This is a genomic window from Paenibacillus sp. J22FR21, from assembly GCF_056269135.1.
The window spans coordinates 63,285-86,568 of record NZ_JBWDNJ010000013.1 but is presented as its reverse complement, the minus strand read 5'-3'; the positions used below and the strand labels follow the sequence as shown (position 1 = coordinate 86,568).

Sequence of the window (23,284 nt, the reverse complement as noted above, 5' to 3'; positions counted from 1 at the left end):
GAGGTGCGCAACATGGAAACCGCAAAACGTAAAGAGCAACTGCTGCATTTGGCTGAATCGTTGATTCGACAAAAAGGTTACACGGCTTTCAGTTACGACGACCTCTCTAAGCATCTTGGCATATCCAAAGCGAGCATTCATTATCATTTTGTGAAGAAGGAGGACTTAGGTCTGGCCGTGCTAAATCAGATCTATCAGAGACTGTTCGATTTCTCTTCAAAGATGCGAGAATCGGAGGAATCGGTCGAAGAAAAGTTCGTCCAATTCTGCCATCTGCAATCCGAACAGCTAGCTGATAATGAGATTTGCCCGATTTCATCGCTGCAAGCGGATTTCGAGCTGCTGCCGGAAACGATGAGACAGAAAACGCAGGAGCTCAGTCAATTTGAGCTTTCAGTTATGGATGACTTGATTAATTCAAATGGTACGGACTCTCGCGACGATAAAGCTGATTGTTGTCCGATCGCCCTGGCCATGTTGTCGGCAATTAAGGGCTCCATACAATATCGCCGCGTAAGAGGCGGAGATTCCTTGAAGGATACTTGGATGGGGCTCAGCCGTATGTTAATCCATCCGTAGAGATTGAATCTCGTTTCAACTGTCGTCCATATCAACCTCCCATTAAAGCCGAAAACCTAGATGTTATAGGGCTGATGGGAGGTTTTTTTGTGCTGACATGAGCCAGCTACTGGAAACGATTCGCATTGGCGCGAACACGCGATTCAGTTACAATGATGAAATAAGTTTTGGAGAGAGTCTATCCTCACCGGGGGGGCAGTGCCCATGTTCAAGATGCTCATCGTTGACGACGAACAGTTCGAAAGAGAAGGCGTGAAATTCCTTATCGACAAATATGATTTGCAGCTTGAAATTCATGAAGCGGATAGCGGAGAGAGTGCACTTGCTTTCATGAAGCAGAACCATGTGGATATTTTATTTACAGATATCCGGATGAAAGGCATGGATGGCCTTCAACTGGCCGCCACCGTTCGGGAACTGGCTATCCCGGTTAAAGTGATTTTCATGAGCGCCTACGGAGATTTTGAATACGCGCAGAAGGCGATTGATGTGAATGCGATCCGATATATTCTGAAACCGGTTCAAGTCAACGAATTTCTGAAGGTCATCTCGCAAGTCATCCACATGTGCGAGAAGGAAAAGCAGGAAGAGGAGCGGCAAGAGCAGCTCGAGAAGGCTTATGGGCAAGGAATCATCCGTCATGAGAAACAGAGGCTGGTTTCGCAGTTGATTCACGGGGGAATTGACGATCTCCAGCACGAGTCATTCGAATTGCAGGCTCCGATTCCGATGTTTAACGGTTCTAACCCGCTGCGCATCGTTATTTTGGACGCACGCAGTCGTGTTTTCGATTTATCTGATCTCGATCTCGAAAGCATGATCAGCGAATGTGTACAACGGCAGCATGAAGGGTTCAATCTCAATGAATTTCAGAGCTTGCTTTTCATGGAGGTTCTGGACGGGGATACAACCGCTGACATGGAAGAAATCGGGAACCGTATCGTACAAGAATTCAAGAAGAAGTACGATACCGACCTTTTTGCAGCATTTAGCGGTCCGATCGAGAACATCGGCAGCCTTCGGGTCGCCTATAACGAGATCGAATCGATATTGGAGAGCAAGTTTTTCTATGATAAAGGTGCCGTATTAATTGCAGAAAGCGCTTGGATAGACGGGCATTCGTCCGACAGCGTGGAAGAGAAGATGTCGGAAATCGCAAGAGATGTGGAGCGCAAGGATTTCCAATCCGCGCGCATGCGATTTGAGAAATTATATGAGCTGCTAAAGGCCGGAAAGCAGATTTCCTCGATTTATTTGAAGTACAGCTGCATGGAAATTTTGAAAATGATGTTCGACTATGCGCCGAAGAAAAACACGGAGCAGTTCAAAAAAAACCTCGAACAGATCTATAAATCGAACAAGCTAAGCGAGCTTTGCATGCTGATGATATCCACGCTTGAAAGCTGCGAGACGACAGACGGACAGACGGCTGATTCGAACAACCGCAAGGTGACGGAATCCATCCTGCGAACGATTCATAACGAGTATAAGCGGGATTTATCCGTCGAAGAGCTGGCGGAGAGTGTTTATTTGTCTCCCAACTATTTAAGTCATTTGTTCAAGAAACAAGTAGGCGTCAGTATTATCAAATACATCACGAATACGCGAATGAAGAAAGCCAAGGAGCTGCTTGCCGAAACCAACAAAAAAGTAGCCGACATCAGCGAAGAGACGGGATACTCCAATATGGCTTACTTTTGCTCGTTGTTTAAGTCCCATTTTGGAATGACGCCGACACAATTCCGGGAAGAGCTTGGCGTATGATCAGCAGAATCGTTCATAAATGGAATGGTCTGCGTCTGAAACCGAAGCTGTTTCTGTCTTATTTGTCGGTCATCATCATTCCGATCCTGGTACTCGGCATCTATTCCTACTGGCAGTCCAAGCAGCTATTGAACACGCAAGCCGAGCAAGCATTAGACCGCAACGTGGATACGATGGCCGGCTATTTTAATTACAAGGCGGAATTGTACAACCACACGGCAAACATCATTCTAAACAACAGCAAGATCCAGCAGATCATTAGTACCCCCTATATGGACTTTGTGAATCTCTACTACGACCTGAACCGATACTTCTATCCGAATTTCAATCAAATACGGATCGGTAACAAAGAAATCAACCAATTGACCGTGTATACGGAGAACGACATGCCCGAGTCAGGATACGCCATTATGTCTGCCCGGCGATTGCCCTCGTTTGCTTGGTATAAGGAGCTTGGACAAGGAGACGTAAGGCCGGTATGGATCCGACACTCATCCGACCTGTACTTTATCAGTACGTTTCCGCGTCTGCTCGTGAATGGTCAGAACGACATCCTCGTCATGCAGATCGATATGAAGGATCTATTCGGACGAGTTGCCGAACTGATGCCGGGGAACGGGGTCATCGTGACCAATGCCAAAGGCGGCATCCTCTATTCGAATTCCAAGGAATCCGTTAAAGCATTCCGATTAAACAACTTGAATGACGCTGATATTATCCATGCGGAAAGCGGAACGGTAGAAATCAGCGATCAGAAATTACTTGTGCTCAAGAAACAAATTCCGGAGTCGGGCTGGTTGATCTACACCTATGTGCCGGTGAAGAACGTATCGTTGAACGCCGATAAAATTTTGACCGCAACGTCCATCGTCGCCGGGTCTTGCATTCTGCTTCTCCTTATCCTCATAACGGCGATGTCCAACAATCTCATGAAGCGGATTCATACGCTCGTCTCCTGGATGAAGCGGGTGGAAACCGGGGAGTTGGACCTGCAGGTGCACACGGGAGCGAAGGATGAAATCGGCGAGTTAATGATTCGGTTCGGGCATATGCTCAAAAGGCTCAATGAGGTCATTCAAGAGTCGTATGCGAGCAAAATCATCCAGAAGGATGCCGAGCTGCGCGCGCTACAAGCGCAAATCAACCCGCACTTTCTGTATAATACATTGTCGTTTGTCAATTGGAAGGCGCTGCGAAGCGAGGAGCATGATATTAGTCACATCGTCGTCTCGTTGTCGAAGTTTTATCGAACGGCTCTGAACAAAGGCGGGCAAATTATTACGGTCCGGGAAGAGCTTGAGAACATCAGGTCTTACTTGGAAATTGTGCTCATCATGAAAAATTACAGCTTCGATGTCGTGTACGAGATTGATGAACAGGTTTATGCGCATAAAATGATCAATCTCGTCTTGCAGCCGCTCGTAGAAAATGCGATCCAGCATGGCATTGACAAGAAAGACGAAGGCCGAGGACAAATCAAACTCATTGCTCGTATAGAGGCAGACACGGTCGTATTTACTGTAGAGGATAACGGATCGGGGATATCAGAGGACATGATCGGAAATTTGCTTACGGTTCAGTCTTCCGGCTATGGCTTGAAAAACGTAAACGAACGGCTTCAGTTAAAGTTCGGTGACGATTACGGAATTACAATAAGCAGCACGATCGGGGAAGGTACGATTATGAAAGTTACCATACCTCTGTCGATAGAGGCATAACGATTGAAGCATGCTGACTCTGTACCTGATCTAGGGTACGGAGTTTTTTTGTAAAAGTACGTAGAAAACTGATAAGGATCGAAGATATGTGATAATTACGACCCCTGGGCCCGCTGTTATGATAAGTACAAGTAAATAAAAGCGCTGTCATGACAACTGGTGCAAGGAGGTTAAGCCCGCAATGGCTATCGCCGCTTCGAGGAAATCGGCCGTTAAGAATCAGAAATGGAGCAATTGGAGGAAGTATCGCGTTCTGCTTCTGATGATGATACCTGGAATGATTTATTATGTTGTATTCAATTATTTTCCTATGTATGGTGTCGTTCTTGCTTTTAAGGATTACAGATTTATGGATGGGATTATGGGAAGCCCGTGGGTTGGCCTTAAACATTTCGATAAGTTATTCGCCGACCCTTATTTCTACACGGTGCTCAAGAACACGCTCATCATTAGTTTCTATAAGCTGTTGTTTGGCTTTCCGGTTCCGATTATTTTCGCTTTGTTATTAAACGAAATTTCGAATGTGAGATTCAAAAAAATCGTGCAAACGGTGTCGTATTTACCGCACTTCATCTCATGGGTTATACTCGGCGGTATTTTCTTCTCCATTCTTTCTTGGGAAGGGCCAATAAATACGCTTATCACCTTGTTCGGAGGCACCCCCAACCTGTATCTGGCCGATGCCCGATATTTCCGGACGGTGCTCGTCATCACCCATATCTTTCAAAGCTTTGGCTGGGGTTCCATTATCTATTTCGCGGCGTTGTCCGGCATCGATACGCAAATGTTCGAAGCAGCTGTTCTGGATGGAGCCGGTCGATTCAAACGGATGTGGTACATTTCCATTCCGATGATTGCTCCTGTCGTAGCGATCATGCTGATCCTGTCCATGTCAGGTATATTGGATGCCGGATTCGACCAAATTTTCAATATGTACAATGTCAAAGTTTATAATGTGTCCGACATCATTGATACGTATGTTTACCGAAAAGGATTGGTGGATATGAGTTACAGCTATGCTACGGCGGTCGGATTATTCAAGTCCATCATCGCGCTCATCCTCATCTTTGTCGTAAATAAGATTGTCAAAATGATCGGTCAGAAAGACAGCGCGATATGGTAAATGCACGTTTGGTTGGAGGTGTTTCGTTGTGATTGCCGTTAAGAAGACGCCGGGCGAAAAAAGCTTTGACGTCATTCTATATCTATTCATGTTGGTATTATTGGTGGTTACGCTTTATCCTTTCTGGACGCAAGTGATCATTTCGATGGATGGTGGAGGGGCGAAGAGCACAGCATACGCTTCAGGTCTCGTGTTATATCCAGCCAAGTTCACGCTTGAAAGCTATAAGCTGGCTTTTCATTACGATGCTTTATGGTACGGGTATAAAAATACCGTTGTGCGTACCTTGCTTGGCGTATCCTTGGCGGTGGTGTTCACTTCCTTGACCGCGTATCCGCTGGCGAAGAAGGACTTGCCGATGAATCGTGTTTTTACCGGGATCATCTTGTTCACGATGCTATTTGGCGGCGGACTGATCCCTTCCTACCTATTGATTAAAGGACTCGGCATGTATAACACGATATGGGCGCTTGTCGTGCCGGGTATGATCAGCGCGTTTAACGTGCTCATCATCCGCAATTTCTTCCGCTCCCTGCCGGAAGAGCTCGAGGAATCCGCTCGCGTCGACGGAGCCGGATATGTGAGGATATTCTTGCAGATCGTGATTCCGCTATCCAAACCGGTGCTTGCAACGATTGCCTTGTGGGTTGCAGTGGGCCATTGGAACGCATGGTTCGATAGTTTGATCTACATCTCAGATCCGAATCACCAAGTGCTTCAGGTCATCTTGCGCAAAATCATTATTGATAACAATACGTCAGGCTTGATGCTGGCCCAGCAAAATTTAACCCATCATTCCGAATTTTCCGGCAGGCAGCTTCAAGCGACAATGATTATGTTCTCGATTATTCCGATGCTGGTTATCTATCCATTCGTACAGAAGTATTTCGTAACAGGCGTCATGGTTGGTGCTGTTAAAGGGTAAACCCGCATCATGCGGATGAAGCCGTTAATAGATAGATAGATACATATCATGGGAAGGGTTGATTGTGAAGATGAACAAGAAATTTAAAGTGCTGGTTTATGGAGGCGCAAGTATTTCTTTGCTGGCGAGTTTGCTGGCAGGCTGCGGCACGAGCAACAACAACAGCAGTGGCAACATCAATAGCAGCAACAACAGCCAGGCCTCGGATTCATCGTCGAACAATGCAGCGGCGTCGAATTCGGCAACTACGGAAGATAAAACGGATCATCTGACCTTCTGGGCGTATTATCCGGATCAAAACAAGGTGGATTCACCCGGGGTAACCGCACTTGCTAAAAAATTCAATGCTGAGATAGAGCTCGTTCCGACAAGCGGCGACACGTACAAAGAAGACGTAAACTTGAAAATCGCTTCGGGCAACATTCCGGACTGGATTAAAGAGCCGGCTCCGACAGACTATATGAAGTTTGTAGATCAAGGTGTCGTTGCGGAAATTCCGCAAGATATGATCGAGAAGTATATGCCGAAATACGTAGAATGGATCAAGCGCTTCATCGATAAAGACGATCCGTTCAAATACGTTCGGGTAGACGGTAAAATTTATGGTTTGCCGGGCATTTGGGATATCGGTATCGACGGCCAACAGCTGGGTTTCCGTGAAGATTGGCTCAAGAAGGTAGGTATTAACAAAATACCGGAAACGATCGAAGAAGAGGAAGCAGCTTTGACGAAATTCCGTAATGAAGATCCGGACGGAAACGGCAAGAAGGATACTTACGGTCTGACTGCTACTGCGGAATCGCTGGACATGATGTTTAGTTCCGTATTCGGTGCCTATGACGCTTATCCGGGTATCTTCCGCGAGAAAGACGGGAAAATCGTTCGCGGCGAAATCGAGCCGGGAGCTAAACAAGCTTTGACTACGCTTAACCGTTGGTATGCAAACGGACTGATCGATCCTGAGTTCGTCGTGAATAAGGGTAACAATTTCGAGGATAAAATGTTAACCGGAAAAGCCGGCGCAGCGGATTACTACTGGTGGGTCTATTATCCGGGCAATGCATTCCTCGGAGGCGAAACGTGGTATGACAAGCTTCACAAAGTAGATCCAAACTTCAAATGGCTGACTGAGGGCGGTATTAAAGGACCGGAGGGCAAATTCGGTATTTCCCAATCCTCTCCAAACAATGCATCCGGCCTCATGTTCGGCAAACAGCTTGCGGATGACCCGGAGAAATTAGGCAAGTATCTGCAAATTTTCGAAGCGACGCAGTTTGAACCGGAATTCTATGAGCTTCTCAACTTTGGGGTTAAAGACACGCATTGGAAACTGAATGATCATGGCGTTGTCGAGTATATTGCTCCTTATGATAATGAGGATGAGCGCAAGAAGCTCGGAATTGCCGGCGGCTATTCGATGGCTGGATCGTTTAACGATTACGATTTCCAAACCTCGTATACTGCGGATAAAGATCTTCGTCCAATTGCACAAGAAGCAAGAGCAAAAGGTGTCAAAGTATATGACATCCTGAACGCTTACCAAAAACCGCTTTATAACGAAAACAAAGACCAGCTTACTCAGTTCACGCTGCAATCCTATATCGATTTCATTACGGGCAAAAAGCCGATTGACGATTTCGATAAATTTGTTGAAGATTGGAACAAAATGGGCGGAGAGAAAGTGATGACGGAAGCTCAGCAAGTTTACGATCAGCACAAATAAGAATCAGTTCATGAAGGTTGAACGGGCATCGGGGTTCCGGTGTCCGTTTTCTATTTATTTGGAAGGAGAATGAAGAATGAAAATTAACGCAGGCGCATGCACAGTTGTACTGAATGAAAGAGGAGAAGTTATCGGCTTGACCTCAGCTGCATCAAGCAAGACCTATACGAACGCGAGTTGCGCGGCACCGCTCATTCGAATTTCGATCAACGGTCAGGTTGAACGTCCTGTTTCCGCTCAATATGGGGACTCTACCGCGATATTCCATTTCGGAGACTCCGGCGTGAAGGCCGAGGTTGAGATCGTAAACAAAGAGAAATATGTCACATTCGAGTTGAAACAACTATCCGGTGATGGAGTAGATGCAGTCATTTGGGGTCCGTTCTTAACGTCTTTGTCTGAGTCTATTGGAGAGTCTGTCGGCGTTGTTCACGATGGCGAGTTCGCCATCGGAATCCAAGCCCTTAACTGGAAAACAATTGGCGGTTGGCCTGTCGAACTGGAGAACCTCGAATTTGCCAATCAACCGTATGAAGATAGCAAGTTCGAATACGACAAAAGCACGGCATGGCCGACAATCGAAGGAAGTCTGTTACAGGCTTATACGCGAGATCGCACGAAGGCAGCGCGTCGTCCGGCGTGGAACTTGAAAGAAGTCGAAGTGCCTGCGCTAAGTGGAGAAGAGGCGCTAATTTGCGGGTCCAAAATCGCGTTGTTCGGCTGTGCGGCGAATGAAGTGCTGGATACAATCGAGGCGATCGAGCTTGGCGAAGGGCTGCCGCATCCGATGATCGATGGTGTCTGGGGCAAGAAGTCACCGGCGGCGACGCAGTCCTATTTAATTACGGATTTCTCTGAGTCCTCCGTAGAACAAGCGGTGGATTATACGAAGCAAGCGGGTTTGAATTATGTGTACCACCCGGATCCATTCACGCAGTGGGGACACTTTGTACTGAAGCCGGGAAGCTTTCCGAATGGTGATGCCGGGATGAGAGCTTGTGTTGAGCTCGCTGCAGAGGAAGGGGTTAAGGTCGGCGTACATACGCTCTCCAACTTTACGACGCTCAATGACTCGTACGTGACCCCGCTGCCGGATCCACGGCTTCAGACGGTCGGAGCTGCACGATTGGTCGAGCCGATTGATGCTTTAATGACGGAATTGACGATCGACAACCCTGAGCCGTTTCGAATTAATTTGTTTCGGCAAACCGTCATTATTGGCAATGAGCTGATCGAATACGAGAGCGTTTCGCCGTCGGCGCCGTGGAAATTGCTGGGCGTTAAGCGAGGCGCGAACGGAACTTCAGCTATAGCACATGAGAGCGGTTCTGTTATAAGCCGGTTGTGGGATCATCCCTATGACGTTTTGTTCCCGAACATCGAGCTTCAGGAAGAATATAGTTTGAGAATTGCAGAGCTGTTCCAGAAGACGGGACTAAGGCAAATCTCTTTCGACGGACTCGAAGGTTGTTATGCGACCGGTCATGACGATTACGGCGTGAACCGCTTCGTCAAGCGCATTTATGATGGATGGGATGAAGATGTCATCAATGATGCAAGTATCGTCGTTCCGAATTATTTATGGCATGTTTTCACGCGTTTCAATTGGGGCGAGCCATGGGGCGTCTCGACTCGCGAAGGCCAGCTGGAATGGCGACTTAGCAATCAACGTTATTTCGTTCGTAACTTTATCCCGTCCATGCTCGGTTGGTTTCTCGTACGATCTGCTTCGGATCGGTTTGAAGCTACATCACCTGATGAAATCGAGTGGGTACTGTCGAAGGCGGCGGGCTTCAATGCCGGCTTCGCGCTATCGGCTGATCAGGCGGTGCTTCAGCGCAACGGTAATATTAATGCCCTTCTGGATGCGGTTAAGCAATGGGAAACGGCTCGTCATGCCGGTGCGTTTACGCCTGCGCAGCAAGAGCGGATGCGCGATCCGAAGAGCGACTGGCATTTGGAGGCCTTGGCATCTGGCATCTGGCAGTTGTACCCTGTCCATATTTCGAATCCACTCGTCTGCAGTACGGAAGAGCTGCAACCCGGTCAGCCGGGCGGCTCGGATTGGGCGTTTTACAATAAGTTCTCGGAGCAGCCGCTGCGATTATGCCTGCGCGTATCGCCATCCTATGGCAACGTGGACGCATCGGTAAAACGGCCAACCTTCTATACAGGCGGGGAGTACATGACATTCGATACCGAGGTGCGCGCGAATCAGTATCTCGTGTGCGACGGAGATCGAACCGGGAAAATTTACGATATGAACTGGAACTTAATAAGGACGGTTGAAGCTTCTACAGATGCGCCGGTTGTGCGGAAAGGCGGACAGACGGTGTCGTTCAGCTGCAAGTTCGAAGGCGATCCTAAGCCGGTGGTGAGTGTCAAAGTGGTTACTTGGGGCGAGCCGGAATCCGTGCGAAGAGGGAATACACCATGATGATAGTGGAGGCAAATGGTTCCGATACAGTGGTGTTGTTAGAAGATAGCCCTATCTTAGGCGACGGGGAATTGGCGTTTACGCTGACACCGCTCAATGCCGCAGGCAAAGTTGGTGCAGTTATTCGCTATACGGCACCGGATAGTTGGATCTTCATCGGCTGCGACACGGCGATGGACCCGTTCGGCAGAAGTACATGGATTTGGGCCGCGCCTTGCGGCAAGCAAGGCGTACTGTATAAAACAGATCCGTTATATGAGGGCAAATCTTATCGCGTAGAGATCCGTTTTGTCGGTTCGGTTCTGATGCTCTCCTTGGATGGATATCCGGAATATCATGGCGATATTCCGGATTTGCAGACCGAAGCGGGAGCCATCGGCTTCCGTGCTTGGGCGAACGGAGAGGGAGAAGAAGGGCACGCTCATCTTGATGAAGTGATGGCGACTGTCCTAGACGACAAGTACCGTTCGGACAGTTTTGTGCAGGATGAAGCTGACGATGCAACTGAGGCTGTGCCATCGTGGAAGTTGGAATCCGATCTGCTGGAAGTGGATTTGGATACCTCCTTCCCGCGCGTGCTGCAGTATCGTTGGAGAACAAACGGTGCTGTGCTATTCGGACAAGAGGATCGGTTAATCTATGTGGATCTGAACGGAGAGCGGTATATTCCTGCCGTTTATTTGGAATCGAAGTCTCAGACCGTTGCTTCGTATCAACTTGTTTTCGCGTCCATTCAGGTTGAGATGGTCGTTTCTTTCGTTCTATCCGGAGCAACGCTTGAGATGAGAATGACCGATATCCAAGAAAAGGGCTCGTTCCGCATTCGCACGATCGCCATTCCTGATCACGGGCTCGTTTCGGTTCGCGATACACAAGAATGCGCGCATGTTGCATCCTCCGAAGGGATCAAGGGCGACGATTTTGCAGGTGCATCCGAATGGCGTGTGTCGGGAGCACCTGTATATCGCGCGATTGCGATTGTGAATACGAAGCAATTGGCTGCGAGTGTAGTCGGGAACATGCTGCACAACCGCAGGCGATTGTGTGTGCAAACCGTGCAGCGAAACGGATACAAACGGACTGCTGTCTGGAATGCCTATTGGACTTATCGGGGACCGGATATGGAAGTGATCGGCGAGCCTTGGTCGAAGGTCGTCCTAACGGACGACCGGAACAGCGATGGCATCGTCGATTGGCAGGATGGCGCGATTGCAGTTCGGGAATTGCAGAAGCCAATCCCAGGGGCCGAATTACTGAGAAACAGCTATTCGCATATTGTTATGAATTTTGCCAGCATGGCTCAATTTCCGTTTCTCCGAATCTTGGACAATATTAAGAAATTTCACTTATACACGGACGGGTTCGGACAACTAATCGAACTGAAAGGCTATCAAAGTGAAGGGCATGATAGCGGGCATCCCGATTACGGCAACAACTTCAATGAACGGGCCGGAGGAGCGCAGGAGTTGAATTTCCTGGCAGAACGAGCTCGTGATTTCGGAGCGGTTATTGGCGTGCATATCAATCATAGCGAAGCCTATCCGGAGGCGCGCTCCTACTCGACTTCACTCGTCACGAGCACGCCGGGATGGAAGTGGTTGGACCAATCCTACTATATCGACAGGGAACAAGATATTCTATCCGGTGACTTCGATCGGCGTTTGGATGAGCTGAACGAACATGCACCTCATCTTGGTTTCGTTTATGTGGATACTTATCGGGATGAACATTGGGCTGCTTGGCGGCTGGTTAAGAAGCTGCACGGAAACGGGTGGACAATCTGGACGGAGGAAGCGGATGCGCTTGATTCGGATGCCGTATGGACACACGATTCCACAGGCGACAGCCGCATTTCTAGGTTTATCCGTCACACGGACAAAGACGTTTATGCGGAAGATATCTTGTTAAAAGGCGGCTATGCAAGGTACGGGGATAACGGCTTCATGGGGTGGCAGCGGGAGCGGGATTTAAAGGCGGTCATACGTTCCTTCTTTACGAAGCAGCTGCCCTATCGGTATTTGATGCATTTTGCGATCATGAATTGGAAGGACTCGGAAGAGGTTATCTTGGAAGGCAACGTTTCGTCTAGGCTGGAGGAAGGCGTTGCGGTCATACGCAAGAATGATCGAATCATCGCGGTCGGTGATACCGTCTTTATTCCTTGGGATCCGATCGGGGAAACGAAAATTTACCACTGGAACGCCGCCGGCGGGGAAACTGTCTGGCAGCTTCCGGATAGCTGGCCTGTCGACGGGGTAGTGAAGCTGTACCGATTAACGAATTTAGGGCGCGAATTTGTTCATGAGCTGCAGGTTGTTTCCGGTTCCGTCACAGTGGCAGCAGAGGCTTGTACGCCATATGTTCTTTATAAGTCGGAAGCGCCTCCGGTTCCCAAGATGGCATGGAGCGAGGGCAGTCCGGTAAAGGATATGGGCTTCGATAGTCAAGGGTTCGACTGGTGGTCGAAATCATCACAGTCGAGCAATACGGACCATATCGCGATTGCCGAAACGAGCTACGGTCAATCTTACTTGCGAATTAGCGGGAATAACGGCGCCGATGGACGGGTTTACCAAGCGCTCTCCGGACTAACCCCAGGCAAGTGTTATTCTGCTTCGGTATGGGTGGAAGTGTCAGAGGGAAGGAAAGCGGCGATTCGTATCGACGGCTATGAGGGATTGGAACTAACACGAACCATTAGCCGAACGGCAGTCGTCAATTGCGATGTGGATTCAGATAAGCGGGGTACGTACTATCAGCGATTGCAGCTTCGATTTGAATGGCCGCATTCCATGGATGAGCATGAACCGGTACTATCTCTTCTGGCAGAACAAGGAGAGCCGGATTCCTTTGTCCATTTCGACGATGTGCGAGTGAGAGAGGTAGGTTCGCGTACGCAGACGAATCATTACTTCTATGAAGATTTCGAGCATGTCGACGAAGGTTGGGGGCCGTTCGTCAGCGCCAATCCCAAAATCGGCAAGACGCATCTCGCCCAATTTCATGAGGGCTATACGGAAGATACCATAGCAGGAGAATGGTCGCTCAAAACGATGGATGAACTCTCCGGAGAGCTGTTACGAACGTTGCCATCCAGGCTACAGCTTAAGCCGAATCATAGCTATAAGCTGACATTCGATTACAGGTCGGACAATGAAGCTCAATATTCGATTTCCTTGCGGACGACGGATGGAGGCCCATCGAGTGAAGTCTACACGGCGCCGCTTCAGAAGGGACTGCATCCATTTACTGCAGAGCTGGTAACCGGGCCATTCACGGATTACTATTTGGCCATCGTTCGCAACGACGTTAGTAAAGGTTCGTTAGTGATCGATAACGTTACCGTCGACGAGCTGACGGAATAATAAAATGTCTGGTTGAAGGAGTCTATATGGGACACTTTGTTTATAAAGACGCCAAACTTAAAGAGATCGTCTTTCCTCTTGGAGGGATTGGCAGTGGATCGATCGGACTAGCCGGCAATGGCCGGCTAGTGGATTGGGAAATTAAAAATCGCCCGAACAAGCAAAGCATGAACGGCATGAGCCACTTCGCAGTCAAAGCGGAGTCGGAGGGGAAAGTGCTGGATGCGCGAGTTCTGAATGGCAAGCTGCTGCCGCCCTATATGGGAAATAAGCGAATTAAAAATCATAGCGGGTATGGATTCGGTCCGAGTGAGGCTACAATGGGCGGTTTTCCTCATTTCGAGGACTGCACCTTTGTTGGCGAATTTCCTATCGCTGATCTTCGTTTCCGCGACAAGCGTTTCCCCGGTGACGTGAAGCTGACGGCTTACAATCCGTTCATTCCGTTGAACGATCGGGATTCCAGCATCCCGGGAGCTTTCTTCGAGATCGAGTTTCATAATCCTACCGACAGCATGATCACCTACACGGCATGTTTGTCCGTTGCAAATCCGCACCATGGAAGCCCGCACTGGAATCGGTACGAGCAAATCGGTTCCGTTCACGGCATCCGCATGGGTTCGGACGCTTATGATTCGAACAGGCCGGAGTTCGGTGAACTGACTGTCGCTACGGACGCGAAGGAAGTCAACTGCCAATGGTATGAGGGTAGAGACATGTACTGGCGGACATTTAGCTCTCCGGGCAGATTTGGGAGCAGCTTGGACGAGCCGACTTCTACCAAAGACTTGGGGCAGTTATCCGCTCATGTGGAGCTACAGCCAGGAGAAACGCGGCGCATCCGTTTCTTGATCACCTGGCATTTTCCGAACTGCTACAACTACTGGAATCCCGAGACGGGCGATGCAAAGGATTCTAATCAGCCAGTGACATGGAAGAACTACTATGCGACATTATTTAACGATTCCTTTGCCAGCGCTTTATATGCGTTCGAACATTGGGAACGTTTATATCAGGAGACGCTTCTGTTTAAACAGTCCTTATATGCATCTCATCTCCCTAAGGAGGCGCTGGAAGCAGTAGCGGCAAACCTATCGACGCTGAAATCGCCTACGGTGCTGCGCTTAGAGGATGGTTCCTTATACGGATTCGAAGGCTGCATCGGTACAGAAGGCTGCTGTGAAGGTTCATGTACACATGTGTGGAACTATGCCTACGCGGCGCCATTTCTGTTCCCGAAGCTGGAGCGGTCGATGCGGGACTTGGACTACAAGTATAATATGCGCGCCGATGGACGGATGTCGTTTCGTATCCAGCTGCCGTTAGGCCGGGCTAACGACTTGTATGCTTGCGCGGACGGTCAATTTGGAGGCATTATCAAAGTGTACAGAGAGTGGAAACTATCAGGCGATTCCGATTGGCTGCGATCGCTATGGCCATCCGTTCAACAATCGCTAGAGTATGCTTGGGCTGAGACGAACGAACATCGCTGGGATGCGGACCGAGACGGCGTGCTGGAGGGCAGGCAGCATAATACGCTAGATGTGGAGCTGTTTGGTCCCAACGCCTGGTTGAATGGTTTTTACTTAGCTGCGCTTAAAGCCGGCGCGGAGATGGCGGCTTATTTGGGGTACCCTGAGAAAGAAGAGGAATATCGCGCGCTTTACGAGAGAGGGAAGTCTTGGACCGATCAGCACTTATTTAACGGGAACTACTATATCCAGAAGATCGACTTGTCCGACAAGTCGCTGTTAGAGACATGCGATGAAGAAGCACTCGAATACTATTGGAATGATAGATTGAAAGAGATTAACTACCAGATTCTAGATGGGTGCTCGATCGACCAAGTCGTGGCGCAATGGCACGCTAATTTATGCGGTCTGGGCGAAATTTTTGATCCTATACAAACACGGCAAGCGCTTAAGTCTATTTACGAGCATAACTTTAAACAGATGTCCGATTTCACGAATCTATGGCGATTATATAGTTTGGACGAAGAATCCGGACTTATCATCTGCTCATGGCCCGAAGGCTCGAGAAGGCCTGCAATTCCGATCGCTTACAATTCGGAAACGATGAACGGGTTTGAATATCAAGCCGCGATTCACATGATTCAAGAAGGAATGGTCGAGGAAGGCATGTCGGTCGTGCGTGCGGTTCGAGAGCGATATGATGGCGAGAAACGTAATCCGTGGAACGAAATAGAGTGCGGCAGCCATTATGCTCGGTCGATGGCCAGTTACGCACTCTTGCTCTCTTTCAGCGGCTTCGACTATGACATGGTACGCGGATATGTGGGATTTAATCCCATTGATCGTCGCGAAGATTATGAAACCTTCTGGTCGCTTGCGGCCGGCTGGGGCGTCTTTAAGATGGAGACTGGGAAAGCAGAGCTGCATGTTCAATATGGCGAACTGTTGCTTTCATCATTTGGACTTCCGTTCTTGTCGGAAGACGACATTGTAGAGATAAGGATCGAAGGTTGTCAGGTAGAGTGGAAGTGGGAGAAAGGGAACATCCTATTCTCGCAGAAGCGATCCGTTCCACAGGGTGCAAGATTGGAGATTGAACTTCGACATTAAGGGAAGAACACATCGCCCAATAGGGATGAATGGGTTGAATTCGAGGAGAAAATTGTAGAGCGAAAAATGGTAAACGAGCAAGACAGCGTTTTGGAAGGAGATTGCCACAGCTGCTAGAAGTTATAGTACAAGCACCGGAGATGCTGGGCAGCCAACGCATCCGGCGCAGATTGAATCGAGGGAGATTGTCTATGCTACTGGAAGTTATTGCTCTATCACCGGAGGATGCCAAGCTTGCTGCCGCAGGCGGCGCTGATCGCATAGAGCTTGTCTCGGTCATCGAGGAAGGCGGGCTCACGCCTGCTCTGGCCATTCTGGAAGAAATCGCAGCTGAAGCTGCGATACCGGTTCACGTCATGATTCGTCCGCACAGCAGAGATTTTCGATACTCGGAAGAGGATATGGAGCAGATGGTTCGCGAGATGAAGCTGCTTAGATCCCCCTGCATCGGCGCGTACGTGCTTGGCGTATTGACCGCAGAGCAGACAGTCGACGAAGACAAGCTGAAGCGGCTGTTGGATGCGGCAGATGGTGTTCCGGTTACGTTTCATAGGGCGTTCGATGAGGCGAGGAATCTGGAGGAGGCATACGAGACGCTCGCTCGTTATCCGCAGATTCGCACGGTGTTGACGTCCGGCGGGAAACCGAGCGTATTAGATGCGGTCGATTCCATTAAAGAGCTCGTACGGCAAAGCGGGAACGGTTCGTCGGGACCGGAAATTATGGCGGGAAGCGGACTGACGCTTGCGTCAGCAGCTGAATTCGTGAAGCAAACCGATGTGCGTGCCGTTCATTTCGGCTCAGGCGTGAGGCAGAACGGATTGTCTCAAGCCCCCATTGATCCGGCTCGGCTGGCTGCGCTTCTGGCTGTTCTCAAACCGCAATAAGCACAACAACGCAATAGGGTAGGAGGAGTAAACGATGTCTGAGGTATTGGTTAATGAGTATCGCGGCGGTTATGTGGAAAATGTGCACTACGGCCATATTTGTGGCGTAGATGCTAATGGTATCCGATACGGTACGGGGAATGTTCGTCACTTGACGTTTCTACGCTCTTCCGGGAAGCCGATTCAGGCGCTTCCTGCACTTATACATGGCGCAGATGAAGCATTCGGATTGTCGGAGAAGGAAACGGCGATCATGTCAGGCTCCCACTGGGCGGAGACGTTCCATGTTTCCGAGCTGGAATCGATGATGGTGAAAATCGGCATCGAGGAGGAACAGCTGGTATGCTCGCCTACGTATCCGTTAAACGGAGCAGCCAGAGATGAGCTATTCGTCAGCGGCTCGCCGAAACGGAGAATTTATCACAATTGCTCCGGCAAGCATCTCGGCATTCTGTCGTTATGCAAGCATAAAGGCTATGATCTGCAGGGCTACACAGATACCGATCATCCTGCGCAGCTAGAGATCGCTGCTACGCTTGCTTATTTGGGAGCTATGCCGGTCGAAGAGGTCGTGACAGGTGTGGACGGCTGCGGCTGTCCTGTGTTTGCCATCCCGCTAGACCGTCTGGCGACGGCATATCTGAAGCTGGCTCTGCCGGAGCTTATCGAGGATGAAGCGGTACGCCGCGCAGCGATTAAGATTTCGGGCCTCATGAACCGCCATCCTGAGATGGTGTCCGGATCCGGACAAATTTGCTCGATTCTGCTGTTGGACGACAATATTGTTGCCAAAGGCGGGGCGAAAGGTGTTTATTGCTTCGGCTTGCGTGAGGAAGGGCTCGGGTTTGCCCTGAAGGTGCTTGACGGTTCGCAGGAAGAATGGCCGCTCATTATCGCTTCCATCCTGGAGCAGATTGGCTATTCCCGGCAGGAAACGATTGACCGGCTGCGTGCCTTGGCACCTGCAGATATGCTTAATGACAACGGCATCGTCGCCGGCCGCAATGAAGCGGTCTTCAAGCTGCAGCGATACGAATAATAACGCAAACGAGGGAGTAAGAGGATGCAAATCGGATTAAGCACATATAGCTTGTTAAACGCATTGAAGTCGGGCGAAATGACCGTCCTTGATGCGATTCAGTGGATAGCGGATAACGGCGGGGAGCATATGGAGATCGTTCCGTACGGCTTTACGCTCGTCGATAATCCGGAGCTGGCGGATGCGGTTCGCAATAAAGCAGCGGAAGTTGGCATTGCATTATCCAACTATTCGATGCCTGCCAATTTCGTGCAGCCGGACGACGAGGCGTTCGAGGCCGAGATGGCGCGCGTGAAAGAGCATGTCGATCTGGTTCACCGCCTTGGCATGAAGCATATGCGTCATGATGTAACGGCTTTTACAATTCCGAAGGAACAAATGACGATTGCCTGGTTCGAGGAGAACCTGCACCTGATGGTGAAAGGCAGCCAGATCATTGCTGATTATGCAGCGCAATACGGGATCACTACGACAATTGAAAATCACGGCTTCAGCGCGCAAGCGAGCGATCGCGTACAACGCGTGCTGCATGCTGTTAACCGTCCTAATTTCAAAACAACGCTGGATATCGGCAATTTCATGTGCGTCGACGAGAATCCCGTTATCGGCGTGATTAAGAATCTTCCTTATGCATCTCTGGTTCATTACAAGGACTTCTATTTCCGTCCATTCGACGAGCCGCCGGGCGGCGGCAATTGGTTCCGCACGAGCCATGACAACTACTTGCGCGGCGCTATTGTAGGTCACGGTGAAATCCCGATTCGCAAAATCACGAAGCTGATTAAGCAATCCGGCTACGACGGTTATATTACGGTTGAGTTCGAAGGCATGGAAGAGTGCAAAGAGGCGTCGCGGATCGCGATGGACAACCTGCGCACACTGTGGAAAGAAGCGTAAGAACTGCCTGGCACAAGAATCAGATGAATGAAAATTAGAGAATCGATTGATGAAGAGAGAGGCGGTAGTAGAGATGCAAACGATTCAGAAGCCGGTACCTTCGGCGAAGCAGCTGGCTTATCAGGATATGGAATTTGGCTTGTTTCTTCATTTCGGACTTCGTACGTTCTATGAAGGGTATGCGGATTTCGACGAGCGTCCGATGTCGCCGGCAGACTTTAATCCCGTAAACTTGGATTGCGAACAATGGATCCGCACCGCGAAGGAAGCGGGTATGGAATATGCGGTTCTGACTGCGAAGCATCATGACGGTTTCTCCAACTGGCCGTCCAAATACAGCTCTTTCTCGGTGGAAGCTTCCCCGTGGAAGGACGGACAAGGCGATGTCATTCGCGAGTACGTGGATGCTTGCCGGAAATACGACGTGAAAGCTGGCCTTTACTATTCGCCATATGACGGTTCTGCCAACTTCTACACTCAGGATGCCAAAGCCTACGATGATTATTTCGTGAATCAAATTACGGAGCTGCTCGGCAATTACGGCGAGATCGATATCTTGTGGTTCGATGGCTGCGGCTCTGAAGGCCATACCTACGATTGGAATCGGATCATCGGCGAGATCCGCCGCTTGCAGCCGGGCATTCTGATCTTCAACATGGGCGATCCGGATTTCCGCTGGATCGGCAATGAGGACGGCGTAGCATCGACGCCAACTTGGAATGTGGTTGATTCGACCGACTTCTCGATTCTGACCGATGAGAAAGAGAAGCTTGGCGCGCAAATGTGGCTGCCTGCCGAATGCGACGTGCAATTGCGGTATAACCGGATCAGCTGGTTTTACAGCGATGAGGACGAGCATATGGTCAAGAGTGTCGATGAACTGATGGGCTTGTATTATTTGTCCGTCGGACGCGGCACTAACCTGCTGCTCAATATCGGACCGAACCGCGAAGGGCTGCTTCCGAGCAAGGATACGCAGCATCTGACGCAATTCGGCGAAGAGATTCGTCGTCGGTTCGAGCAACCGGTCGCGACGCTTGCGGCATGTAAGCAGGAAGGGCGTACTTGGACATATGCCGCGCAGGAGAAGCATCTGATCGACCATATTATCATTAAAGAGGATTTGACGCGCGGCGAAAGCGTGCAGAGGTTCAGACTTACCGTCCTCACGGAAAAGTCACATGGGCGTATCGTCGTACACGAAGGCTATAATATCGGTCATAAAGCAATCATCCGCATTCCTACTATTAAAGCGTCAGGTGTCATTCTAGAGATACTGGAAAGCGACGGGGAACCGGTTCTTCGCGAACTGTCCTTCCATTACGCAGGCTAGGAGGCGGCGGGATGCAAGCAGGTAAGCAATCGCAAACGAGACCTAATATTCTATTAATCACGGTGGATCAGATGCGCGGCGACTGCTTAAGTGCTGTCGGCCATCCGATTGTGGAGACGCCGAACCTGGATCGCTTAGCGCGATCCGGTGTTCTGTTTCGCAATGCGTATTCGGCAACGCCGACTTGCGTTCCGGCAAGAGCGGCGCTCTTAACCGGCATGGGCCAGCGTTCGCACGGACGCGTCGGGTATCAGGACTGCGTGCCGTGGGAATACGAGCATATGCTGGCAGGGGAGCTTGCCGGTGCCGGTTACCATACCCAATGCGTTGGCAAAATGCATGTCTATCCCGCGCGCAATCTATGCGGGTTCCATAACATCGTGCTGCATGACGGCTATCTGCATCATAATCGCAGCAAGCATAATAACACGGTTGATGGGCATTTTGACCAAGTGGATGATTACTTAACTTGGCTGCGTCAGCGTGCAGGCGCGGATTATGATATCACGGATAACGGACTCGATTGCAATGCATCGGCGGCCGCAAGGCCGTGGCATCTGGCGGAGGAGCTGCATCCGACGAATTGGACGGTTACGCAGTCGATTGATTTTCTGCGCCGCCGGGATCCGGGCAAACCTTTCTTCTTGTACACGTCATTCGTACGCCCGCACTCCCCGCTTGATCCGCCGCAGGTCTATATGGATATGTACAAGGATCTTGAGCTGCCTGATCCCCCGATCGGGGATTGGGTGGATGTAGAGGCGGCTAAGGCGAATGGCTCCGACCCGACTACGCATTTCGGCATTGTGCCAAAGCGCAGGCTGGATCGTGCAAGAGCTGCCTATTATGCGCTTATCACGCATCTTGACGATCAGATTGGCCGGTTGGTGAATGCCTTGCAGGAATATGGTGTATCGCAAAATACAATCATCCTGTTCGCGTCTGACCACGGTGAGCTGCTGGGGGATCATCATTACTACCGCAAAGCGCTCCCGTATGAAGGAAGCGCGAAAATCCCGTTTATCGTCAGCGATCCTGGTGGCGGGCTGGGATTACGTCGAGGCGGCGAATCTGCGGAAGTGATTGAGCTGCGCGACATCATGCCGACGCTCCTCGATATCGCCGGTGCTCCGATACCGGATACGGTAGAGGGCAGCAGCGTGCTGCCGCTATGCCGAGGCGAGCAGGCTGAGTGGCGGCCGTATCTGCATGGCGAACATTCGTATGGGGCGCTGTCGAACCATTTTGTCACGGATGGGCGGGAGAAATATCTTTGGTTCTCGCAGTCCGGCGAGGAGCAGCTGTTCGACTTACTCAGTGACCCGCAGGAGCTGGTGAATCTAGCGGCAGGTGTTTCTGCGCACTGGCAGGGTAGATTAGCGGTGTGGAGGCAGCGTTTGGCAGCGGAATTGGACGGACGCGAAGAAGGTTATGCGGAAGATGGCCGGCTTAAGGTCGGTCGTCCGCCGCGGCAGCTGTTGACGAGTGTGTTTGGAGGGTAAGAGGATAGGCGGGGGCTGTTGGGCTCCCGCTTTTTTGCGCGTAGTAATAAACCAATCGTCATCTAGTCAGGTGAATCTCGCATGAGGTAAATTAGTAGCAAGAGACATGTGCTATAATCGACAAAACAACGCAATGCGAGTGCAGAATGTGCTAGATGCGAGCACCGCCGCGCTATAAGGGGAGAAGCAGGAATGAACGGGCAAGGGCGGCAACTGATACAGGATGAGTTATGGTTTCTGCAAGATGAAGCGCTTCGAGAGGCGAACCTTGTCGCTGAGCTTCCGGATGAGGCATGGGATGCTCTGCAGCAGGCAGCGGTGAAGGTGAGGCAGGATGAGAGACTGCGTGCGCTGGCCGTGAGAGGGCATCAATTGCTGTTCTCGGATGAGACCGGCGAGACCTCCAATGGGGAAACATTCTCTGGCATCCTCGCCGAGATGGGTGAAGGGGCGGAGCTGTATCAGCCGCTTATTCTGCTTAGCGGACTGAATCGGCTTCAAGGACTCTACGCGGAGCGAGGAATTCCGCAGGAGATTCTGAAGCATACCCTCAGCGACATGGCGCTGTGGATGCGTGATTATTACGGCCGGCACAATCGCTGGGGACTCGGCAACGAGTGGCTCGTGAACCATCTGTCCTTCCGACTGTTCCGAGTCGGAAGGCTGCAGTTTGAGCGCGGCCGCTTCGGTGGCGGCAGGCGTGTGCTTCGCCGCCTCGACACTCGCGAATTGGTCGTCTTGGCGGAGAGCGGCGTCCGTTTCCGCGGCGACGGACTGATCGACGGCACGAACGACCGCTTCGATGAAGCGGGAGCATGGGAAGCTGTGCTCGAAGATGGCGATGCGGTTATCCTAGGGCATCGGATTACGGATGGCGGCTTCGCTGTTCGTCAGCCGGAGACGTTCCGCACCGACGAATGGGAAACTGTGCTGCGCGTAGGCGATCCGGTTCTGGATGTCCATATTGCCGCTGATGGGAAGATGGATCATGCGCAGTGTTTGGACTCCATGAAGGATGCAGTCGGGTTCTTCAAGCGGTATTTTCCGGAGGAGACACGACTCGCATTCGTCTGTACCTCTTGGCTGCTCGATCCTCAGTTCGAGCAACTGCTTAGCGGATCCGCCAATATCGTCCTTTTCCAGCGCGAATTCCGCCTCTTTCCGGTAGGCGGCGACGGCAAAGAAGGGCTGCGTCGCATCTTCGGCACGCTATACGACGACTGGTCGCAAGCTCCAGCCGATACGTCTCTTCGTCGCGCTGTACTTGGACATCTCGCGAACGGCGGCGCGCTGCGTGATATGGGCGGGTTTATTTTAATGGACGATCAGGCGTGAACCACCCCGTGATAAGTAGGGAACCTCGGCACAAAAGTGAGGATCATCGAGGAAATGCTGCTTAATCTGCAACAT

Annotated in this window: 15 protein-coding genes; all 15 read left to right on the top strand. The window is 50.5% G+C overall.

The annotated features are described in order from the left end of the window. Positions 1 to 12: 12 nt before the first annotated feature. The 15 genes from AC0YNS_RS29890 to AC0YNS_RS29820 all read left to right on the top strand — a co-directional run bounded on the left by AC0YNS_RS29890 (position 13) and on the right by AC0YNS_RS29820 (position 23,209). Complete coding sequence (locus AC0YNS_RS29890; RefSeq protein WP_475784576.1) at positions 13 to 579, top strand: TetR/AcrR family transcriptional regulator; 567 nt, start codon at positions 13 to 15, stop codon at positions 577 to 579. 204 nt (positions 580 to 783) lie between these two features. After that, positions 784 to 2,343, top strand: a complete 1,560-nt coding sequence (locus AC0YNS_RS29885) for a response regulator transcription factor (RefSeq protein ID WP_475784575.1) — start codon at positions 784 to 786, stop codon at positions 2,341 to 2,343. Continuing rightward, entirely contained in the window at positions 2,340 to 4,061 is a 1,722-nt protein-coding gene (locus AC0YNS_RS29880) for a sensor histidine kinase (RefSeq protein ID WP_475784574.1), read from the top strand. The genes AC0YNS_RS29885 and AC0YNS_RS29880 overlap by 4 nt, the downstream gene beginning before the upstream one ends. A 181-nt stretch (positions 4,062 to 4,242) precedes the next feature. Then, positions 4,243 to 5,184, top strand: coding sequence for an ABC transporter permease (locus AC0YNS_RS29875; protein WP_475784573.1), 942 nt, complete (start codon positions 4,243 to 4,245; stop codon positions 5,182 to 5,184). A gap of 28 nt (positions 5,185 to 5,212) precedes the next feature. Further along, on the top strand, positions 5,213 to 6,109 hold the full coding sequence (locus tag AC0YNS_RS29870; RefSeq protein WP_475784572.1) for a carbohydrate ABC transporter permease: 897 nt from the start codon (positions 5,213 to 5,215) through the stop codon (positions 6,107 to 6,109). A 70-nt stretch (positions 6,110 to 6,179) separates the two neighbouring features. Beyond that, the gene (locus AC0YNS_RS29865) at positions 6,180 to 7,832 is read left to right on the top strand and encodes an extracellular solute-binding protein (RefSeq protein WP_475784571.1); all 1,653 of its coding nucleotides are present in this window, start codon (positions 6,180 to 6,182) and stop codon (positions 7,830 to 7,832) included. A 76-nt stretch (positions 7,833 to 7,908) separates the two neighbouring features. Then, on the top strand, positions 7,909 to 10,269 hold the full coding sequence (locus AC0YNS_RS29860) for a hypothetical protein (RefSeq protein WP_475784570.1): 2,361 nt from the start codon (positions 7,909 to 7,911) through the stop codon (positions 10,267 to 10,269). Further along, positions 10,266 to 13,634 carry an endo-alpha-N-acetylgalactosaminidase family protein gene (locus AC0YNS_RS29855; protein ID WP_475784569.1) on the top strand — a complete coding sequence of 1,123 codons (3,369 nt, stop codon included), beginning with the start codon at positions 10,266 to 10,268 and terminating at the stop codon, positions 13,632 to 13,634. The genes AC0YNS_RS29860 and AC0YNS_RS29855 overlap by 4 nt, the downstream gene beginning before the upstream one ends. Positions 13,635 to 13,660: 26 nt before the next feature. Continuing rightward, on the top strand, positions 13,661 to 16,216 hold the full coding sequence (locus AC0YNS_RS29850) for a GH116 family glycosyl-hydrolase (RefSeq protein ID WP_475784568.1): 2,556 nt from the start codon (positions 13,661 to 13,663) through the stop codon (positions 16,214 to 16,216). Between the two features lie 191 nt (positions 16,217 to 16,407). Beyond that, the gene (locus AC0YNS_RS29845; protein ID WP_475784567.1) at positions 16,408 to 17,103 is read left to right on the top strand and encodes a copper homeostasis protein CutC; all 696 of its coding nucleotides are present in this window, start codon (positions 16,408 to 16,410) and stop codon (positions 17,101 to 17,103) included. A 34-nt stretch (positions 17,104 to 17,137) separates the two neighbouring features. Then, complete coding sequence (locus AC0YNS_RS29840; protein WP_475784566.1) at positions 17,138 to 18,142, top strand: asparaginase; 1,005 nt, start codon at positions 17,138 to 17,140, stop codon at positions 18,140 to 18,142. Positions 18,143 to 18,166: 24 nt separating this feature from the next. Then, positions 18,167 to 19,039, top strand: coding sequence for a sugar phosphate isomerase/epimerase family protein (locus AC0YNS_RS29835; protein WP_475784565.1), 873 nt, complete (start codon positions 18,167 to 18,169; stop codon positions 19,037 to 19,039). A gap of 49 nt (positions 19,040 to 19,088) precedes the next feature. Then, the gene (locus AC0YNS_RS29830) at positions 19,089 to 20,372 is read left to right on the top strand and encodes an alpha-L-fucosidase (protein ID WP_475784564.1); all 1,284 of its coding nucleotides are present in this window, start codon (positions 19,089 to 19,091) and stop codon (positions 20,370 to 20,372) included. An 11-nt stretch (positions 20,373 to 20,383) separates the two neighbouring features. Next, entirely contained in the window at positions 20,384 to 21,874 is a 1,491-nt protein-coding gene (locus AC0YNS_RS29825) for an arylsulfatase (RefSeq protein ID WP_475784563.1), read from the top strand. Positions 21,875 to 22,066: 192 nt separating this feature from the next. Next, the gene (locus tag AC0YNS_RS29820; protein WP_475784562.1) at positions 22,067 to 23,209 is read left to right on the top strand and encodes an acyltransferase domain-containing protein; all 1,143 of its coding nucleotides are present in this window, start codon (positions 22,067 to 22,069) and stop codon (positions 23,207 to 23,209) included. The last annotated feature ends 75 nt before the right edge of the window (positions 23,210 to 23,284 follow it).

Excerpts from the sequence above, each read along its gene's own strand:
- AC0YNS_RS29890 (WP_475784576.1), top strand. The coding sequence starts at position 13 with ATGGAAACCGCAAAACGTAAAGAGCAACTGCTGCATTTGGCTGAATCG.
- AC0YNS_RS29885 (WP_475784575.1), top strand. The coding sequence starts at position 784 with ATGTTCAAGATGCTCATCGTTGACGACGAACAGTTCGAAAGAGAAGGC.
- AC0YNS_RS29880 (WP_475784574.1), top strand. The coding sequence starts at position 2,340 with ATGATCAGCAGAATCGTTCATAAATGGAATGGTCTGCGTCTGAAACCG.
- AC0YNS_RS29875 (WP_475784573.1), top strand. The coding sequence starts at position 4,243 with ATGGCTATCGCCGCTTCGAGGAAATCGGCCGTTAAGAATCAGAAATGG.
- AC0YNS_RS29865 (WP_475784571.1), top strand. The coding sequence starts at position 6,180 with ATGAACAAGAAATTTAAAGTGCTGGTTTATGGAGGCGCAAGTATTTCT.
- AC0YNS_RS29860 (WP_475784570.1), top strand. The coding sequence starts at position 7,909 with ATGAAAATTAACGCAGGCGCATGCACAGTTGTACTGAATGAAAGAGGA.
- AC0YNS_RS29855 (WP_475784569.1), top strand. The coding sequence starts at position 10,266 with ATGATGATAGTGGAGGCAAATGGTTCCGATACAGTGGTGTTGTTAGAA.
- AC0YNS_RS29850 (WP_475784568.1), top strand. The coding sequence starts at position 13,661 with ATGGGACACTTTGTTTATAAAGACGCCAAACTTAAAGAGATCGTCTTT.
- AC0YNS_RS29845 (WP_475784567.1), top strand. The coding sequence starts at position 16,408 with ATGCTACTGGAAGTTATTGCTCTATCACCGGAGGATGCCAAGCTTGCT.
- AC0YNS_RS29840 (WP_475784566.1), top strand. The coding sequence starts at position 17,138 with ATGTCTGAGGTATTGGTTAATGAGTATCGCGGCGGTTATGTGGAAAAT.
- AC0YNS_RS29835 (WP_475784565.1), top strand. The coding sequence starts at position 18,167 with ATGCAAATCGGATTAAGCACATATAGCTTGTTAAACGCATTGAAGTCG.
- AC0YNS_RS29830 (WP_475784564.1), top strand. The coding sequence starts at position 19,089 with ATGAAGAGAGAGGCGGTAGTAGAGATGCAAACGATTCAGAAGCCGGTA.
- AC0YNS_RS29825 (WP_475784563.1), top strand. The coding sequence starts at position 20,384 with ATGCAAGCAGGTAAGCAATCGCAAACGAGACCTAATATTCTATTAATC.
- AC0YNS_RS29820 (WP_475784562.1), top strand. The coding sequence starts at position 22,067 with ATGAACGGGCAAGGGCGGCAACTGATACAGGATGAGTTATGGTTTCTG.